Below are 17,066 nucleotides of genomic sequence, written 5' to 3'. Positions count from 1 at the left end.
AATGTGAGCATTTGCCGGTATCATGGCGACTTTGAACCAGCGAACGAGACAGACTAGATGGCCGCGGTAAAAATCATCAACGGGTACGTGATCGACAAGAAAGACGGCAAGTGGACACTGACCACTACCAATGGCGAGCACATCGCCGGTCCTTTCGACAGCGAGCAGATGGCGACTGATGTAGCGTCGGTGTTCACGGACACGCCAGCATCGGCCAAACGTCGTGGCAAAGATCAGGACTGATCAACTGCGGCGCGTGCCAAGCCCTGCCCTTGAGCAGGGCTTTTTTGTGCTCAGGTACAAACAAGTGGCCAATCGCTATAACCTTTTCACCGCGGCGCTGTCAGAGCGTCTAGTCCCCCCCCCTCGCTGAAGACGACAAATATGAACATGAACAAATTTTTGCCACTGATTGCGGTACTGGCGTTAGGCGGCTGTGCCACTTCAGAGCCGACCACTCTGAACAACGGCGAACAGGGCCTGACCATCGACTGTTCCGGTGAAGCCAACTCCTGGGCCACCTGCTATGAGAAGGCAGACGCCTCGTGTGCCGGCACCGGTTATCGCATCGTTGGCACTGACGGAACACCTGCGCCGAAAGAAAGCGACAAGACCCTGGGGGTCGACGTCGGCAACTACAAGAACCGCAGCGTGGTCGTCGTCTGCAAGTAGACCTACATGTGGATTTCGGCGAACTTGATCCCTAGGCCGCGCACAACCTCAATGAGATCGTCGAGTCTGCTGAAGGACTCGACTTCGTCGTTTTCGTCCACCAGAAAGTAGCTGCGGCCGGCGCTTTTCTTGAAAAACACGATCCACTCGCCCGGATTTGCCGGGTTCTGGATAACGTGTGTGGCAGAGATCAGGCCCTCTACATGGCGTTCCCGTACTTGCTCTCGCTTCATCGCGACTCCAGAAATGAAAATGCCGTCACAGCCTGGCTGCGACGGCATTGATGCTGATGACCAATAGTCTATCAGCCGGAAATGCACGCATTGGCAGCGTTACGTACATCGCGCGGGCGCACTGGCACATTTGACATGCGTTCATGCAGCTTGATGCTGCTGCCTCCCGAGCGGTCTTCGATATCGAACACGGCGGCCGGGCCGGAGGATAGTTTCCCCGGCACGATGACCCTGACGCCATCCTTGAACGGCTGCATTTGCAACGCACCGCGGCTGTCAGCCAGTTTCTCTGTCAGGCACTGAGCGTATTCATGGGGCTTCTTGCCGGAGATTACGCTCACGGTCGGTAGAGTTTCATTGATTTCGGAAACGCTCGCACAACCACCCACAGCCAAAACCAACGGCAGACACACCACACCCCACTTCATACAAAACCTCCGTTAAAGACCGTCCGACAGCACAAATGCCGTTTTTCTCCGGGGTCTTCTGCATTTAACCCGCATCCAATCGCGAATATCTGTTCAAAATTGTCAAACCAACGCCCGACGGCCAGATAATAACCCGTGCGGGCTGATAAACTGCGCGCAATTACAAGCTATCGTTTTGATTTAGTAGAAAAAGCCCTTCTGGAGGCGCCCATGAAATTCATTCACCAGCGCGAGCACCTCAACGAAGACGACATCGTCGTCATCCAGTGCTCGCAAACCTGCAACATCCGTTTGATGAGCGACGCCAACTTCCGCAGCTTCAAAAATGGCGGTCGTCACTCTTACCACGGCGGCGCTTTCGACACGTTCCCGGCGCGCATCACCGCACCGAGCACCGGTTTCTGGAACATCACTATCGACACCGTCACCAACCGGGCAATCAGCGTTACACGCAAACCGACGCTGACGCATTCGATCAAGATCATCCGTCGCTCCAGCTCCAAACTCAGCTGAGCCGCCCCGCCCACACAGACAGGTATTCATGACCGTGGCCCAAACGACCAAATACGTTATCAAGTACAAACTCAACGGTGAGCGCCGCTTCGAGTTCGCGCAACTGGAAAGTGGCACCCAAGAAGAAGCCAAGGCTGCGCTGGATGCAATTCACGACCAGAGCGACGTGATCAGCGATATCGCCGTCAGCAAAGCGTTGTAAGGCACCGACCGGAATTCGACCGCAGGCGGCGGAGGGGCAAACGGGTATTTCCACTGCAAGTGGCGATTCTTCTGTCGGAACCCGGCCAGGACTTACCGGTGGCGAGTTTTTTGCTCACCGGGCAGCGCCCGCGCACGCAGTCCCGGCCGCAAGCGCTGGACTTGAAGAAAGGCGACGCGGTGATTTTCGCCGCCAACCTACGTCCGGTCACAGGCGTGCGCGGCGATTATCGGGTGACCATGCGTCATGGCGTCAGTCGCCTGCACAGTGGAAAAAGGCATACCCTAGGCATCATCCTTCACGACGCCACATCACCGCCATGCCCCCTCACACCTTCGATCTGTTCGCCGACAGCGAACCCGAACAGCAACCCGGCGCCGAACAGATTGGCGAACAATCGTGGCTGCTGCGCGGTTTCGCCCTGCCGCTTATCGACCCGTTGTTGCCGGCGCTGGATGCCATTCTTGCCACGGCCCCGCTCCGACACATGATCACGCCCGGCGGTTTCAGCATGTCTGTGGGCACCAGCAGTTGTGGCGAACTGGGCTGGATCACCGATCGCAGTGGCTATCGTTACTCGCGTGTCGATCCGCTCAGCGGATCGCCCTGGCCGCAGATGCCGGCGGTGTTTGCCAAACTGGCGCATTCGGCGGCGATGGAAGCGGGGTTTTCCGACTTCAACGCAGATTCCTGCCTGATCAACCGATATGTCCCCGGTGCCAAGATGTCATTGCATCAGGACAAAGACGAAAACGCCTACGCGGCACCCATCGTTTCGCTGTCGCTAGGCTTGCCGGCCATGTTTCTGTTTGGCGGATTCGCGCGGAGCGACAAGAGCAAGCGGATTCCCTTGCTGCACGGCGATATGGTGGTCTGGGGCGGCGTCGATCGTTTACGTTTTCACGGGGTGTTGCCGATCAGACAGGGTCGGCATTCGCGACTGGGTGAGCAACGGATCAACCTGACTTTTCGTGTAGCGGGTTAAGCGGCAAAAGTTTGACCGCAAGGCCCGGAGTGTTGCGCTCACCCACCCTGGTTAACCTGTATCAAACAGGTCAACGGATTACCCGACATGAATACGCTTTCGAGCCATCTCAACACTGCAGACGATCCACGTTGGGCCGCCGTGCTGGCAAGGGATCCACGGGCAGACGGGCAATTTGTCTATGCCGTGAAAACCACCGGCATCTACTGCCGCCCAAGCAGTCTTGCGCGGTTGCCGAAACCGCAGAATGTCGAGTTCTTCGACACCGCCGAACAGGCTGAGGCCGCCGGTTATCGCCCCAGCAAACGCGCGAGTAAAGACCAGAGTGAGGTGAGCGTTCAGCATGCCGCCACGGTGGCAACAGCCTGTCGGCAGATCGAGTCCGCCGAAGCCCTGCCGGCACTCAACGAACTCGCTGAAACGGCCGGGTTAAGCCCCTTTCATTTTCACCGGGTATTCAAAGCCGTGACCGGACTGACGCCCAAGGGTTACGCCAGCGCCCACCGCTCGCGCAGAGTCCGTGAGCGCTTGGCCAACGGTGGTTCGGTGACCGAAGCGCTGTACGACGCAGGCTTCAATTCCAACAGCCGCTTCTACGAAGCCGCCGATCAACTGCTAGGCATGAAACCCGGTGACTATCGTGCCGCCGGGCAAAACAACGACATTCGTTTCGCCGTCGGGCAATGCTCGCTCGGAGCGATTCTGGTGGCGCAAAGCGACCGCGGGGTTTGCGCGATTCTATTGGGTGACGATCCTCACCAACTGGTGTGCGATCTGCAGGATCAGTTCCGCAAAGCCAATCTGATTGGCGCCGACACCGGGTTTGAACAACTGATCGCCAAAGTGGTGGGATTTATCGAAGCTCCCGCGCTTGGCCTGGATCTGCCGCTGGACGTGCGCGGGACGGCGTTTCAGGAGCGCGTGTGGCAGGCGCTGCGGGAAATTCCCGTGGGCAGCACCGCCAGTTATGCCGAGATTGCCCAGCGCATCGGCGCGCCAACTTCGATGCGCGCCGTGGCCCAGGCTTGCGGGGCGAATCGCCTGGCAGTGGCGATCCCTTGCCACCGCGTGGTGCGCAGCGATGGCAATCTTTCCGGCTATCGCTGGGGCGTGGAGCGCAAACGGCAATTGCTTGAACGTGAAACGCAGCCTTAACGATTGAGTCAGCGGTTGACGTCAACCACAACCCGCCCGCGCAGTTGTCCGGCCAGCAGTTTCGGCGCGGCATCGATGACTTCGCTCAAGGCGATTTCATGGCTGATCAATGGCAGCAAGGCAACGTCCAGATCCTTGGCCAAACGATCCCAAGCTTGCAGGCGACGCGCCTTGGGCTGAGTCACGCTGTTGATACCGGCCAGCGTGACTCCGCGCAAAATGAACGGTGCCACCGAAGCTGGAAAGTCCATGCCCTGAGCCAGACCGCAGGCAGCGACGGTGCCTTCTGCGCGCGTACTGGCGCAGGCGTTGGCCAAGGTGTGGCTGCCGACCGAGTCGATCACCCCCGCCCAACGCTCCTTGGCCAGCGGCTTGCCCGGTTCAGACAAGGTTGCCCGGTCGATGATTTCCCCCGCACCCAATTGTTTCAGATATTCATGCTCGGATACCCGGCCAGTGGAAGCCACGACCCGATAACCGAGTTTGCTCAGTAGTGCGATGGCGAAGCTGCCGACGCCGCCATTGGCGCCCGTCACCAGCACTTCGCCTTGATCCGGCGTCACGCCGTTACGTTCGAGGGCCAGAATGCACAGCATGGCGGTGTAGCCAGCCGTGCCAATCGCCATTGCCTGTGCCGCAGAAAACGCCTCGGGCAACGGAATCAGCCAGTCGCCATTGAGCCGGGCCTTTTGCGCCAGACCGCCCCAATGGCTTTCGCCCACACCCCAGCCGTTGAGGAGCACCTGATCGCCCACCCTGTAATCCGGATGCGAACTGACTTCGACCGTGCCCGCCAGATCGATTCCCGGCACCAGCGGAAATTTACGCACCACCGGGCTGCTGCCGGTAATCGCCAGGCCGTCTTTGAAATTAAGCGTGCTGTACGCGACGTTCACCGCCACATTGCCTTCTGGCAACTGCTCTTCGTTGATTTGTTGCAGGCTGGCGCGATAACCGCTGTCGTCTTTATTGATCAAAATACCGTTGAACATGATGGCCTCTCATGGATGGGTTTGCGGTTTCATGCCTTTCAAATATCACATCGCAACCTGTTGCCACACTCGACTTTCCGCCAATCCGCCAATCCACCGGATGTTTTCAAGGCAGGCGACTATGCTTTTTCGACGATGCTGCTTTTGCTGTTTTCTTTCAGAAACCGGTCTGTCGATGGAGCTGACAATGTTTTACAAACGCTCGCTTTCGGTGATACTGATGCTGTGCCTGATGGCCTGTGCCAATGCCTGGGCGACACCGGCTACCACGAACGCGGAAGCGGCGCCAAGCGAACCGACATGGCCGCAAGTCATCACCAGCGGCAAGGCCACGCTGACCGTGTATCAGCCACAACTCGACAGTTGGGACGGCTACACCCTCAATGCCCGCGCGGCCGTCGAAGCCAGGGGCGCCGATGGCAAGTCTACTTACGGCATCGTCCAGTTCAGTGCCAACACGCTGGTCGACAAGGCCACGCGTTGGGTCGCGCTCGATCAATACAAAATCATCAAGGCCGACTTCCCGGCTGACACCCGCCAGGCCGACATGTGGGTCGCTACATTGCAGAAAGATGCGGCCAATCGCAAGAAAACCATTTCGCTTGATCAACTGGAGGCCGCCGTCGGCGTGCTCTCGGCAGAACAGAGGGCTGACAGCGCACCGCTGGAGAACGCGCCACCGACTGTCATCAGCGCCGATGTACCCGCCCTGCTCGTTTATATCGACGGCGATGCAGCCTATCGGCCGGTGGATGGAACGACGCTGCAACGGGTGATCAACACTCGCCCGCTATTGCTGAAGGACACGCAGGGCAAACATTACCTGCATGTATTCGATGGCTGGATGGTCGCTGGCCAGATCGATGGTGACTACACGCGTCTGGCCACGCCATCCGCAGACCTCGAAAAAGCCATGCAGGCTGCCATCAAGAGCCGGCAGGTGGATCTGCTGACCGGACAAAGTGACCCGAAAGACAAGATCCCAAGCCTGACCAAGCCACCGCAGCCGAAAATTTTTGTTGCCTCCACGCCCACCGAGCTACTGGTCACCGACGGAGCTCCGCAGTGGCAGCCAATTCAGGGCACAAGCCTGTTGTATGTCAGCAATACCACAGGACATATCTTCAAGGAAATCGCCGATCAGAACAGTTACGTGCTGATCTCAGGTCGCTGGTTTCGCGCCAGCGACATGAACGGGCCCTGGACATTTACCCCGGCGGACAAACTGCCGGCAGATTTTGCCAACATCCCCGACGACAGCCCGAAAGAAAACGTCAAAGCTTCGGTTGCCGGTACCCCACAAGCCAAGGAAGCAGCGATTGCCGCAACCATCCCGCAGACCTCGGCGATAAAGAAAAGCGCAGTAAAACTGACCGACCCGCAGTTCGATGGCGAGCCGCAACTCAAGGCCATCAACACCACATCGCTGCAATACGTAATCAACAGTGCTACGCCAATTATCCGGGTCGACAACAGCAGTTGGTATGCAGTGGAGAACGGTATCTGGTTCACTGCTACCACAGTCAACGGCCCGTGGGTCGTGGCCAGTTCCGTGCCAGCGGTGATCTATTCGATCCCGCCGAGTTCACCCATGCATTACCTCACTTACGTCAAAGTCTATGAGGCCAGCGGCGACACCGTGGTCGTCGGCTACACCCCCGGTTATCAGGGTTCGAATCTTGACCCGGCTACCGGTGCCGTGGTGTATGGCACCGGTTACCCGTACACGCCATGGGTCGGCAATGTCTGGTACGGGCCGCCGGTAACTTATGGTTTCGGCGTTGCCATCCGGTACACGCCATGGACTGGCTGGACCTTCGGTTTCGGCTTTGGCTGGAGCTGGGGCGGCAGCACCGTCGCCATGGGTTGGGGCTGGGGCGCGTATCCGTGGTGGGGCAATTACGGTTGGGGTTACGCCTGGGGCCCGCGCTTGTATCCAGCACCTTTAGCCTGGGGCGGCGCCGCTTACGGCTATCGCGGCGGTGCCGTGGCCTGGGGGCCGGGTGGCTGGGCCGGTACTACTGGAAATATCTATCGTCAGTGGGGTGATCGAGCGACAGTCAGTCGCACTGGCGCCGGTTACAACGCATGGACCGGCAATCGTTGGGCGGGTCAGGTCGGCTCTTCCTATAACTCACGCACCGGCGTAGCGGCGGCTGGCCAGCGCGGCGCTGTGCACAATGTCTACACCGGCAACTATGCAGCCGGACGCAGTGGTGTGGCGACCGGGCCGAACGGTGGCGCGATTGCCGGTCAGAAAGCCACTGCAGGTAATGTGCGTAATGGTACGCAGGTCACTGCCAGTCGCGGCGCGGCGTACAACCCCAATACAGGCAATACCACTCAATATGGCGGTGTTCGCGGGAAAAACGGCGGCGCCGCGCGCGTTGGCGACAACGTCTATGCCGGCCGCGATGGCAATGTCTACAAGAAAACCGATGATGGCTGGCAATCAGTGGCCAAGAGCCGCGCTCCGCGCACCGCTCCAATCAATAACAACGCCCAGTTACAAAACCTGAACCGTGAGTCCGCCGCTCGTAATTTCGGCAACCAGCGCACCCATAACGTTCAAAACTCCTCACGAAACATGAACCGTTCCTATGGAGGAGGCGGCGGTGGCCGACTTCATCGACGCTGAGAGCCCGCGCTGGGCGATGTTCTGAATTTCAGAGTGGCCCTGCATTCGGTTTTACTGTTAAAAAACCGGCTGCGCCGTCCCTGCCCCGTTTCATCGTTCGGAGAACCGCTTCCATGAGCCAATGGCCAGATACCCGCATTCTCGACCTGCTCGGCATTGAATTACCGATCATCCAGGGCCCGATGGCCGGCGCCACGAACTCTTCAATGGTGATCGCGGTGTGCAACGCCGGTGGTTTGGGGTCAATGCCGGCGGCAATGCTGAGCATTGAGCAATTGCGTGAAGAGTTGCAGACGATTCGCGCCAACACCGACAAGCCTTTCAACGTGAATTTCTTCTGTCATCAGCCACCCGCAGCCGATGAGCAGCGCGCACGCGACTGGAAGAACTTGCTGGAACCGTACTACCGCGAACTGGGCGTCGACTTCGATGCGCCAACACCCGTGTCCAATCGGGCGCCATTCGATGCGGCGGCGTGCGAAGTGCTTGAAGAGTTCCGCCCTGAAGTCGTGAGTTTCCACTTCGGCCTGCCGGAAAAAACCTTGCTGGATCGGGTGAAGGCCACTGGAGCAAAAATCCTCTCTTCTGCAACCACTGTCGATGAAGCGGTATGGCTGGAACAGAACGGCTGCGACGCGATCATCGCCATGGGCTACGAGGCGGGTGGCCATCGCGGGATGTTTCTCAGCGATGACTTGAACAGCCAGGTCGGCACATTTGCGCTGGTGCCGCAGATAGTCGATGCGGTGAAAGTACCGGTGATAGCTGCCGGCGCAATTGCCGATGCCCGCGGTGTGGCGGCGGCGTTCATGCTGGGCGCCTCGGCAGTACAGGTCGGCACCGCGTATCTGTTCACCCCCGAAGCGAAAGTCAGCGCCTCGCATCACAAGGCATTGCGCACTGCCAAGGAAAGCGAAACAGCGATCACCAACCTTTTCACCGGGCGTCCCGCTCGCGGCATTCTCAACCGCGTCATGCGTGAACTGGGGCCGATGTCGGCGAAAGCCCCGGCATTTCCGTTGGCCGGCGGTGCATTGATGCCATTGCGAGCGAAAGATGAGGCACAGTTCGCCAACCTGTGGGCCGGCCAGGCATTCGCACTGGGCCAGGATGTCAGCAGCGCCGAACTGACGCGGCAGTTGGCCGAAGGTGCATTGGCCAAACTGGTTCGACGTTGACGGCAATCAAGGTAAGCGATCAAAAGTCCTTACCCGCTTCTCACCAGCGCTTCCTGTTCGGCGGCATTTCGCTATATATTCCTCTATATAGCGATTTCACCTCTGCATCGGCGCAGTCCATTCCAATAAAAACTGCCCTCTGCACCGCCAATAACGGAGCTGTTACATGACCATTCGTGCCTCACGTTTTGCCCCTGCCTTGCTGGCCTCTCTGATCACAACGTTCGCCGTCGGCGCAGTTCACGCCGATGAAGTGCAGGTGGCGGTTGCTGCCAACTTCACCGCGCCGATCCAGGCCATCGCTGCCGATTTCGAAAAAGACACCGGGCACAAACTGGTCGCAGCCTACGGCGCCACGGGCCAGTTCTACACCCAGATCAAAAACGGCGCGCCATTCGAAGTATTCCTCTCGGCCGACGACACCACCCCGGAAAAACTCGAAAAAGAAGGCGACACCGTCAAAGGCTCGCGCTTCACCTACGCCATCGGCACGCTGGCACTGTGGTCGGCGAAGGACGGTTACGTCGATGCCAAGGGTGATGTGCTGAAGAAAAACGAATACCAGCATCTGTCCATTGCCAACCCAAAAGCCGCGCCATACGGCCTGGCCGCCACGCAAGTGCTGGAAAAACTGAAACTGACGGAAGCGACCAAAGCCAAGATCGTTGAGGGCCAGAACATCACTCAGGCCTATCAGTTCGTGTCCACCGGCAACGCCGAGCTGGGCTTCGTTGCGTTGTCGCAGATTTACAAGGACGGCAAAGTCAGCAGCGGTTCGGCGTGGATCGTGCCAGCCAGCCTGCACGACCCGATCAAACAGGACGCGGTGATCCTCAACAAAGGCAAGGACAACGCCGCTGCCAAGGCGCTGGTTGAATACCTCAAAGGCCCGAAAGCCGCGGCGATCATCACGTCTTACGGTTACCAACTCTAAATGTCGCTGACGAGTGCCGATTTCGCGGCGATCTGGCTGACCCTGAAACTGGCGTCCCTGACCACTGTGATCCTGCTGGTTGTCGGCACTCCGATTGCCCTGTGGTTGTCGCGCACCCGCTCTTGGCTGCGCGGCCCGATCGGGGCAATCGTCGCCCTGCCCCTCGTGCTGCCGCCGACCGTCATTGGTTTCTATCTGTTACTGATGATGGGCCCGCACGGCTTTCTCGGCCAGTTCACCCAATGGCTGGGCCTGGGCACGCTGACCTTCAGCTTCACCGGACTGGTGATCGGTTCGGTGATCTATTCCATGCCGTTCGTAGTGCAACCGTTGCAAAACGCATTCTCGGCGATCGGTACCCGCCCGCTGGAAGTGGCCGCGACGTTGCGCGCCAACCCGTGGGACACGTTTTTCAGCGTGATCCTGCCGCTGGCCCGCCCCGGTTTTATCACCGCGGCGATCCTGGGTTTTGCGCACACCGTCGGTGAATTCGGCGTCGTGCTGATGATCGGCGGCAACATTCCTGAGAAGACCCGCGTGGTCTCGGTGCAAATCTACGACCACGTCGAAGCGATGGAATACGCCCAGGCCCACTGGCTGGCTGGCGCGATGCTGGTGTTTTCGTTTCTGGTGTTGCTGGTGCTGTACTCCAGCCGCAAAACCCGCGCGGGCTGGAGCTGATCGATGATTGATGCACGTCTGAACATCACTTATTCAGGCTTCAGCCTGGATGTCGATCTACGTTTGCCAGGCCGTGGTGTCAGCGCACTCTACGGTCATTCAGGTTCGGGGAAAACCACGTGCCTGCGCTGCATCGCCGGGCTTGAGCGCGCCGAGCATGGCTTCGTGCAGATCAACGACGACGTCTGGCAAGACAGCGAAAACGGTATTTTCGTCCCGCCGCACAAACGCGCCTTGGGCTATGTGTTTCAAGAGGCCAGCCTGTTTCCACATTTGTCGGTGCTGGCCAACCTGCAATTCGGCCTCAAGCGCATTGCCAAGGCGCAGCGTCGCGTAGACATGACGCACGCTACCGAATTGCTGGGGATCGGTCATTTGCTCGAGCGGCATCCGCAGCATCTGTCCGGCGGCGAACGGCAGCGTGTCGGCATCGCCCGCGCGTTGCTGACCAGTCCGAAATTGCTACTGATGGACGAGCCGCTGGCCGCGCTCGACAGCCAGCGCAAAAATGAAATCCTGCCGTATCTGCAACGTCTGCATGACGAACTGGATATTCCGGTGCTGTACGTCAGTCATGCGCAGGATGAAGTCGCACGTCTGGCCGATCATCTGGTGCTGCTCAGCGACGGCAAAGTCTTGGCCAGTGGCCCGATCGGCGAAACCCTCGCCCGTCTCGATCTGCCGATGGCGATGGGCGACGACGCCGGCGTGATCATCGAGGGCCAGGTCAGTGCCTACGATGCCGATTATCAGTTATTGAGCCTGCAACTGCCGACCACCGAAATGAACATCCGCGTGACTCACGCGCCGCTGGCGCTGGGCCAGGCCTTGCGCTGCAAGGTACACGCCCGGGACATCAGCCTGGCCCTGCACAACGACGAGTTCAGCAGCATTCTCAATCGCCTGCCGGTGACCGTGATCAGCGAGCAAGCGGCAGACAACGCAGCCCATGTGCTGATCCGTCTCGACGCCGGCGGCACCCCGTTGCTGGCGCGCATCACGCGCTACTCGCGCGATCAACTGGGCGTACATCCGGGCCAGCAACTCTGGGCGCAAATCAAGGCAGTCGCGGTGCTCGCCTAAATCATTCGGCACCACGGCTTCGGCGTGCGGTCAATCGTTTTACAGACCGCCGCGCTACAGGAAGCCGCCATGCCCGACACCGAGTTGACCGTCGAATTGCCATCCGACCTGCATTATGTCGATGACACGCAGCCAGGCATCACCCGCAAAAAACTGCGTGGCAAGTTCAGCTATTTCGAACCGTCGGGCCAGCGCATTACCGATGCCGATGAAATCAAACGTATCAATGCCCTCGCCGTGCCGCCGGCCTATGTCGATGTGTGGATCTGCCCAGACCCGCGTGGTCATCTGCAAGCGACCGGCCGCGATGCCCGGGGCCGCAAGCAATATCGCTATCACGCACGCTGGCGCGAAGTGCGTGACGCCGACAAATACTCGCGGCTGCGCGAGTTCGGCATGGCGCTGCCAAAGTTGCGCAAACAGCTGGAAACCCTGTTGGCGGCCCCCGGTTTCAGCCGCGACAAGGTCATGGCCACGGTGATCACCCTGCTCGACGCTACGTTGATCCATGTCGGCAACACGCAATATGCGCGAGACAATCGCTCTTACGGTTTGACCACCCTGCGCAGCCGGCATGTCGAAGTCAACGGTAGTGCGATCCTGTTCCAGTTCCGCGGCAAGAGCGGCATCGAACACCAGATCACCGTGAAGGATCGCCGTCTGGCGCGGATCATCAAGCGTTGCCTGGAGCTTCCTGGCCAGAACCTGTTCCAGTACCTGGACGAAAACGGCGAACGGCACACCGTCAGCTCTTCCGACGTCAACACCTACCTGCAAACCCTGACCGGCGCCGACTTCACCGCCAAGGATTATCGCACCTGGGCTGGCAGCGCCTTGGCACTGGCGGTTTTGCGCGAGCTTAAACATGAATCCGAAACAGAAGCCAAACGGCACGTGGTGGAAATGGTCAAAGGCGTCGCCAAACAGTTAGGCAACACGCCGGCGGTGTGCCGCAAGTGCTACATCCACCCGGCAGTGGTGGAACAATTCATGCTCGGTGCCCTCGCCGAATTGCCCCGGCCACGTGTGCGCAAGGGCCTGCGCGCCGAGGAAGTCGCATTGGCAATGTTTCTTGAACGCATGAGCGAGATGACGGCTACGCCTTGATTGATATAGCGTCGTCCTCTAGGCTAGCCACCTTTCCCCTCCTCAGGACGACCGCAGAAGTGAACAACCCAGCCCTCTGAAAATGTAATCGCGGCACGCCGTAAACGGCGCTTGTCAGTTTTCACGACATTTTTCTGGAGGTGCCGATGACTCACGTCTCGCGTACGCCCGCACTCGTCTCGCTGAATCAACTGGGTTTTCAATTCGCCAATGGCGAGACGATTTTCAACGACCTGAATCTGAAATTCGATCATCTGCCGACCGCTATTGTCGGCCGCAACGGTGTCGGCAAAAGCGTACTCGCGCGGCTGATTGCCGGGCAGTTACGGGCAACTACCGGCAGCGTCGTGCGCTCAGCATCAGTGCATTACGTACCACAAACCTTCATCCCATCGCCGGGGCAAACGGTGGCGGACGCAGTGGGGACGGCCTCCGTTCTGGCGGCCCTGGGGCGACTCAACCAAGGCGACGTCAGTGCCGATGATTTCGACATCATTGGCGAACACTGGGACTTAGCGGAACGCTTGCGCCAGTTACTCGATGAGTCTGGACTAACCGGTATCGCGGCGAGCGATTTGACGGCACCCCTCAGCGGCGGCCAGCAAGCCCGGATCGCCCTGATTGGCGCGCTGCTGAGCGAGGCGCAATTACTGGTGCTGGATGAGCCGACCAATCATCTCGACAGCGCGGGCCGGCAGTGGCTTACAAAAAAGCTGGAACAATGGCGCGGCGGCTTGATCATCGTCAGCCATGACCGGCAGTTGCTGGAGCGAATGCGCAAAATCGTCGAACTCACACCTTTGGGCGCCAACGTCTTCAGCGGTCGTTATTCGGAATTTGTCGAACAGCGCCGAATCCATCAAGCCGCTGCGCAGGCTCAACTTGATCAAGCCCGGATTGAACGCCAGCGCGAGCGTTCGCGACTGCAACGCGAGCACGATGCGATCCAGCGCCATGCTGCCGCCAGTCGGCGTAAAGCTGAAACCGCCAACGTCGCCAGTTTCGAACGGGTGGCCGCCAAAGCCGCTGCGCGAGAAATCATGGGCAAGGTGCGCCACGGCCACCTGGTACGTAAATCCGATCTGGATAATCGTGTACGCGACGCCTATGCGAACGTTGTGCCCGACGGCGCAGTCCTGATCAATTTGCCGGGGAGCGGCGTCCCCAATACGCGCCAGGTCTGCACGTTAGTCGACGCCTGCCTGCCACGGCTGCCGGTGGATGCGCCATCGTCGCGGCTCACCTTCGCCATCCACGGGCCCATGCGCATTGCTGTCAGCGGCCCCAATGGCTGCGGGAAATCAACCCTGCTGAACATGCTCGCGGGTGAGCTGGTGCCAGTCTCCGGTGAGTGCACCACTCACGTACCGTTTGCCTTCCTTGATCAACAATTGACGTTATTGGAGGCGCGGTCTTCCATTGTTGAACAGCTACAAGCGCAGCAGACACCGCTGAGCGAAGGCACCTTGCGCACTTATCTGGCGCACCTGCAATTGAATGCGCAACGCGTCACGCTGCCCTGTGCCTCACTCAGTGGCGGCGAACGCCTGAAAGCCGCGCTCGCCTTGGCATTGTGGTGCCAGAACCCAGCGCAATTGTTGCTGCTGGATGAGCCGACCAATCACCTTGATCTGGTTTCGGTGGAAGCTTTCGAACACGCCCTGCGGGCATTTCCCGGAGCGATTGTCGCGGTTTCCCACGATCAGGCATTTCTACAGGCATTAAACCCGACCCATGTTTTGCACTGGCACCCTGAAGGCTGGCAACTGCAACCGACGAGTTGACCTGTCTATTTTTTGCACGATTGCCGAGGGCTTCTATAGTTGATGTGACACGAATCAGCTGCGGTGACGCCATGGAAGACATTTTTGTCGTGAAGCGTTGCAACAAGATCATCATTCACGGTCGACGCGCCGGTGACAGCCAGCATGATCCTGCTGAACCCGTTGGCTGGTTTCGCATCCTCGATACCCGCACCGGGGGGTTCATCGGCGATGGCTACGACGCCGAAGAAGACGCCCGACGCGAATGCAAGCGTCTCAACGCAGTCAGTTCACCCATACCGGCCCGCGAGTCTTCCGGCTGATGCCGTTGCGCAGCGGGTCTATACTGAAACCAGCTGAGGGAGCAGCGCCCCAACGGCAGAAGGCTCGCGACTCGCGGGCTTTTTGCTGCCCCTCAGCGGTTTCATGAACGGAGGTGTTCCATGTCCGAGAAAGAGTCCATCACCACCCTCCTCACCCTGCTCGACGCCCGCCAGGCGCGGCTCGCGGCAGCTTGCAAAGAGATCGCCGACTGGGTCGATCACCAGGGCGGGCACCCCACCGCGCTGCGCATCCGTGATCGGCTGAACGATATCGAAAAAGATGCGCCGCTGATCCGCAGCACGCTGACAGCGCTCAAGCCAATTGATCGGCCGCTACCTCGATTCAGATAACAGCGGTTGGCAATAAGGCTTTGTATACGGTGACCCATGTGCCACCGCATTGCTGCGCGTTCGCGATTTATTGTCTTTGCATAAGGGCGAGGTTTTTTTCACGTAATCATCACATCGGTGCGTGTACATTCAAATCACTCCTTTGCAAAGCAACGTTTATCACCCGCCCGCATGCGGGTGTTTTTTTGCCTGCAGTTCCAGCTACCGAACGGCGCCATGTGGAAGTTGTCATAACCTGTACACGTCACTGAAGGAGACAGTTCATGGTTATCCACTTCAACGTCGACGGCCATCTGGCTTGTGGCCACAACGGCGAGCAACTCACCGCGAGCAAAGAGCTCAATCGCGTGAAGTGCCGCAGTTGCCGCAATACCGATGCCTTCAAACAGGCGAGAAAAGACCAGCGCAACGCAGCTCGCCGCAGTGCAAGGCACGCCAAAACCAGTCATGGCGCAACAGACTGGCGCGCAGCATGGATAGAACGGCTGACGGCGATAGCTGGACGTCAGCGATTGCCTCGCGGATTTGCCGGGCAGGCATTTGTTTAGATCTTGTCTAGTCCTGAAATAGGTTTACACCTGTTTCAACCTCAAAACGCCCGATGCACCGCATCGGGCGTTTTGTATTTCAGCGACAGATGAGGCCGCTCGTTGTTATAGATCTGCACCGACTCGTCCACCATCCGGATGGCATCTGCAAAATCTTTGGGCCGATGCAGCATTAACTCGTTTTTCAAAATTCCATTCACACGCTCAGCCAATGCATTTTGGTAGCAGTCGTAGCCATCGGTCATTGAGCAGGTGATGCCGTACTTGGCATGCAGCCGCTGATAAAGCTCGGAGCAGTATTGAACGCCTCTGTCCGAGTGGTGCACCAAGTGTTGTTCCGTTGTCCGCTGCTTCAGGGCTTTGTTGAACGCCTGGATCACCGATTCGGTGTGCAAGCTTTCATGGACATGGTGACCCACGATTTTTCGAGAGTACGCATCGGTGATCAAACTCAGATAAGCCACACCCGTTTGCGTTGGTAAGTAGGTGATGTCCGCAACCCATACTTGCTCTGGTGCCTTGGCGACTACCTGAATCGGCCCATCTTTGAGCAGGTTTGGATGCCGGCGAAAGCGATGATGACTGTCTGTTGTTTTGTGATAGGCCCGCCTGCGAGGAACCAGTTCGCGCCGATCTCGCAAGATATTGAATAAACGGTCTCGACCAACCTTTACGGACATTTCTGGCTCAGTGCGCATTAGATTGTGAAGTTTTCGGGTGCCAAGGCGCGGTTGCCTGAGTCGCTTTTCCCTCACGAATCCCATCACTTCCTGAGCATGACGGGCCCGGGCATCACACGCCCGGTTGCGCTTGTAATAAGCCTGACGGGAAATCCCCATGAATTGGCAAGCCCGACTAATGCTCAGGCCTTGGATCTGCTCTTGGGAGAGGACTTGCCGGATCGCTTTTTTACGACAGAAACACCGAAGTCGTTCTTCAAAACATCAACGACGGCTTCGAAAAACTGAGCTTTCTGGTTGGCTTGGGCAAGCTTTTCTTCAAGCTCTTTGATTCGCTGTTCGGGTGTCAGCGGTTTATCGGGCTTATCCATGGAACGGGGTCTCTTGGAGCGAATGGACGCGCCTTGACTCCAGTCCTGCCGACCATGCCTGCGTAACCAGTTCAGTACGGTCGTTTTACCCTGAATGCCATAACGCTCTTGAGCCTCTTTATAACTCAGCTCACCTTTTTCGACTTGATCGACGACCGACAATTTAAAGGTCAGCGTGTAATCACGCTGACTGCGCCTTTCTCCCGTATTCATTACTCCCTCCTGAGAA

General features: G+C 58.6%; 20 protein-coding genes and 1 pseudogene. 17 read left to right on the top strand and 4 right to left on the bottom strand.

All coding sequences use genetic code 11. From position 1 onward, the window contains the following. Positions 1-57: 57 nt before the first annotated feature. Positions 58-243, top strand: a complete 186-nt coding sequence (locus ATI02_RS31310; RefSeq protein ID WP_007912238.1) for a hypothetical protein — start codon at positions 58-60, stop codon at positions 241-243. 147 nt (positions 244-390) lie between these two features. Further along, entirely contained in the window at positions 391-672 is a 282-nt protein-coding gene (locus ATI02_RS31305) for a hypothetical protein (protein WP_170947208.1), read from the top strand. Positions 673-674: 2 nt separating this feature from the next. On the opposite strand, the gene ATI02_RS31300 is transcribed toward ATI02_RS31305, so the two are convergent. Both ATI02_RS31300 and ATI02_RS31295 read right to left on the bottom strand, forming a co-directional pair. Beyond that, positions 675-905 carry a hypothetical protein gene (locus ATI02_RS31300; RefSeq protein ID WP_095187256.1) on the bottom strand — a complete coding sequence of 77 codons (231 nt, stop codon included), beginning with the start codon at positions 903-905 and terminating at the stop codon, positions 675-677. 71 nt (positions 906-976) lie between these two features. Continuing rightward, positions 977-1,333 (bottom strand): hypothetical protein, encoded by a 357-nt coding sequence (locus ATI02_RS31295; protein WP_100848335.1) that lies wholly within the window; start codon positions 1,331-1,333, stop codon positions 977-979. Positions 1,334-1,543: 210 nt separating this feature from the next. Here ATI02_RS31295 and ATI02_RS31290 point away from each other — a divergent pair, with 210 nt between their 5' ends. The 5 genes and pseudogenes from ATI02_RS31290 to ada all read left to right on the top strand — a co-directional run bounded on the left by ATI02_RS31290 (position 1,544) and on the right by ada (position 4,188). Then, positions 1,544-1,846, top strand: coding sequence for a DUF1883 domain-containing protein (locus tag ATI02_RS31290; RefSeq protein WP_100848334.1), 303 nt, complete (start codon positions 1,544-1,546; stop codon positions 1,844-1,846). 28 nt (positions 1,847-1,874) lie between these two features. Then, on the top strand, positions 1,875-2,048 hold the full coding sequence (locus tag ATI02_RS32225; RefSeq protein ID WP_157815163.1) for a hypothetical protein: 174 nt from the start codon (positions 1,875-1,877) through the stop codon (positions 2,046-2,048). A 35-nt stretch (positions 2,049-2,083) separates the two neighbouring features. Beyond that, positions 2,084-2,359 (top strand): annotated as a pseudogene (locus tag ATI02_RS31285) (2OG-Fe(II) oxygenase); the annotation flags it as partial. Positions 2,360-2,367: 8 nt separating this feature from the next. Further along, positions 2,368-3,033, top strand: a complete 666-nt coding sequence (alkB, locus tag ATI02_RS31280) for a DNA oxidative demethylase AlkB (protein ID WP_100848333.1) — start codon at positions 2,368-2,370, stop codon at positions 3,031-3,033. Between the two features lie 87 nt (positions 3,034-3,120). Then, positions 3,121-4,188, top strand: a complete 1,068-nt coding sequence (gene ada / locus ATI02_RS31275) for a bifunctional DNA-binding transcriptional regulator/O6-methylguanine-DNA methyltransferase Ada (RefSeq protein ID WP_095187259.1) — start codon at positions 3,121-3,123, stop codon at positions 4,186-4,188. An 8-nt stretch (positions 4,189-4,196) separates the two neighbouring features. On the opposite strand, the gene acuI is transcribed toward ada, so the two are convergent. Then, positions 4,197-5,180, bottom strand: coding sequence for an acrylyl-CoA reductase (NADPH) (acuI, locus tag ATI02_RS31270; RefSeq protein WP_100848332.1), 984 nt, complete (start codon positions 5,178-5,180; stop codon positions 4,197-4,199). A gap of 187 nt (positions 5,181-5,367) precedes the next feature. Here acuI and ATI02_RS31265 point away from each other — a divergent pair, with 187 nt between their 5' ends. The 10 genes from ATI02_RS31265 (at position 5,368) to ATI02_RS33005 (ending at position 15,786) form a co-directional block, all read left to right on the top strand. Beyond that, positions 5,368-7,818 carry an autotransporter gene (locus ATI02_RS31265; protein WP_100848331.1) on the top strand — a complete coding sequence of 817 codons (2,451 nt, stop codon included), beginning with the start codon at positions 5,368-5,370 and terminating at the stop codon, positions 7,816-7,818. A gap of 113 nt (positions 7,819-7,931) precedes the next feature. After that, on the top strand, positions 7,932-8,996 hold the full coding sequence (locus tag ATI02_RS31260) for an NAD(P)H-dependent flavin oxidoreductase (RefSeq protein ID WP_100848330.1): 1,065 nt from the start codon (positions 7,932-7,934) through the stop codon (positions 8,994-8,996). Between the two features lie 166 nt (positions 8,997-9,162). Next, complete coding sequence (modA, locus tag ATI02_RS31255) at positions 9,163-9,930, top strand: molybdate ABC transporter substrate-binding protein (protein ID WP_100848329.1); 768 nt, start codon at positions 9,163-9,165, stop codon at positions 9,928-9,930. Further along, positions 9,931-10,611 (top strand): molybdate ABC transporter permease subunit, encoded by a 681-nt coding sequence (gene modB / locus ATI02_RS31250; RefSeq protein WP_100848328.1) that lies wholly within the window; start codon positions 9,931-9,933, stop codon positions 10,609-10,611. 3 nt (positions 10,612-10,614) lie between these two features. Then, on the top strand, positions 10,615-11,694 hold the full coding sequence (gene modC, locus ATI02_RS31245; RefSeq protein WP_100848327.1) for a molybdenum ABC transporter ATP-binding protein: 1,080 nt from the start codon (positions 10,615-10,617) through the stop codon (positions 11,692-11,694). Positions 11,695-11,763: 69 nt separating this feature from the next. Further along, a complete protein-coding gene (locus ATI02_RS31240) occupies positions 11,764-12,801 on the top strand; it encodes a DNA topoisomerase IB (RefSeq protein ID WP_100848326.1) in 1,038 nt (345 codons plus the stop codon). Positions 12,802-12,947: 146 nt separating this feature from the next. Beyond that, the gene (locus tag ATI02_RS31235; protein ID WP_100848325.1) at positions 12,948-14,585 is read left to right on the top strand and encodes an ABC-F family ATP-binding cassette domain-containing protein; all 1,638 of its coding nucleotides are present in this window, start codon (positions 12,948-12,950) and stop codon (positions 14,583-14,585) included. A 71-nt stretch (positions 14,586-14,656) separates the two neighbouring features. Beyond that, a complete protein-coding gene (locus ATI02_RS31230; protein ID WP_100848324.1) occupies positions 14,657-14,887 on the top strand; it encodes a hypothetical protein in 231 nt (76 codons plus the stop codon). A 120-nt stretch (positions 14,888-15,007) separates the two neighbouring features. Further along, positions 15,008-15,238 carry a hypothetical protein gene (locus tag ATI02_RS31225; protein WP_095187268.1) on the top strand — a complete coding sequence of 77 codons (231 nt, stop codon included), beginning with the start codon at positions 15,008-15,010 and terminating at the stop codon, positions 15,236-15,238. Between the two features lie 263 nt (positions 15,239-15,501). Beyond that, positions 15,502-15,786, top strand: a complete 285-nt coding sequence (locus ATI02_RS33005) for a hypothetical protein (protein ID WP_100848323.1) — start codon at positions 15,502-15,504, stop codon at positions 15,784-15,786. 41 nt (positions 15,787-15,827) lie between these two features. Here the strand turns inward: ATI02_RS33005 and ATI02_RS31215 are convergent. Further along, a protein-coding gene (locus tag ATI02_RS31215; RefSeq protein ID WP_095190254.1) for an IS3 family transposase occupies positions 15,828-17,050 on the bottom strand; the annotation gives its coding sequence in 2 pieces (ribosomal slippage) (positions 15,828-16,699 and positions 16,699-17,050; 1,224 coding nt in all). Positions 17,051-17,066 lie beyond the last annotated feature (16 nt).

Origin of the sequence: Pseudomonas baetica, from assembly GCF_002813455.1 — a bacterium.
GTDB lineage: Bacteria > Pseudomonadota > Gammaproteobacteria > Pseudomonadales > Pseudomonadaceae > Aquipseudomonas > Aquipseudomonas baetica.
The sequence above is the reverse complement of the archived record's forward strand: the minus strand, read 5'-3'. Positions and strand labels throughout refer to the sequence as shown.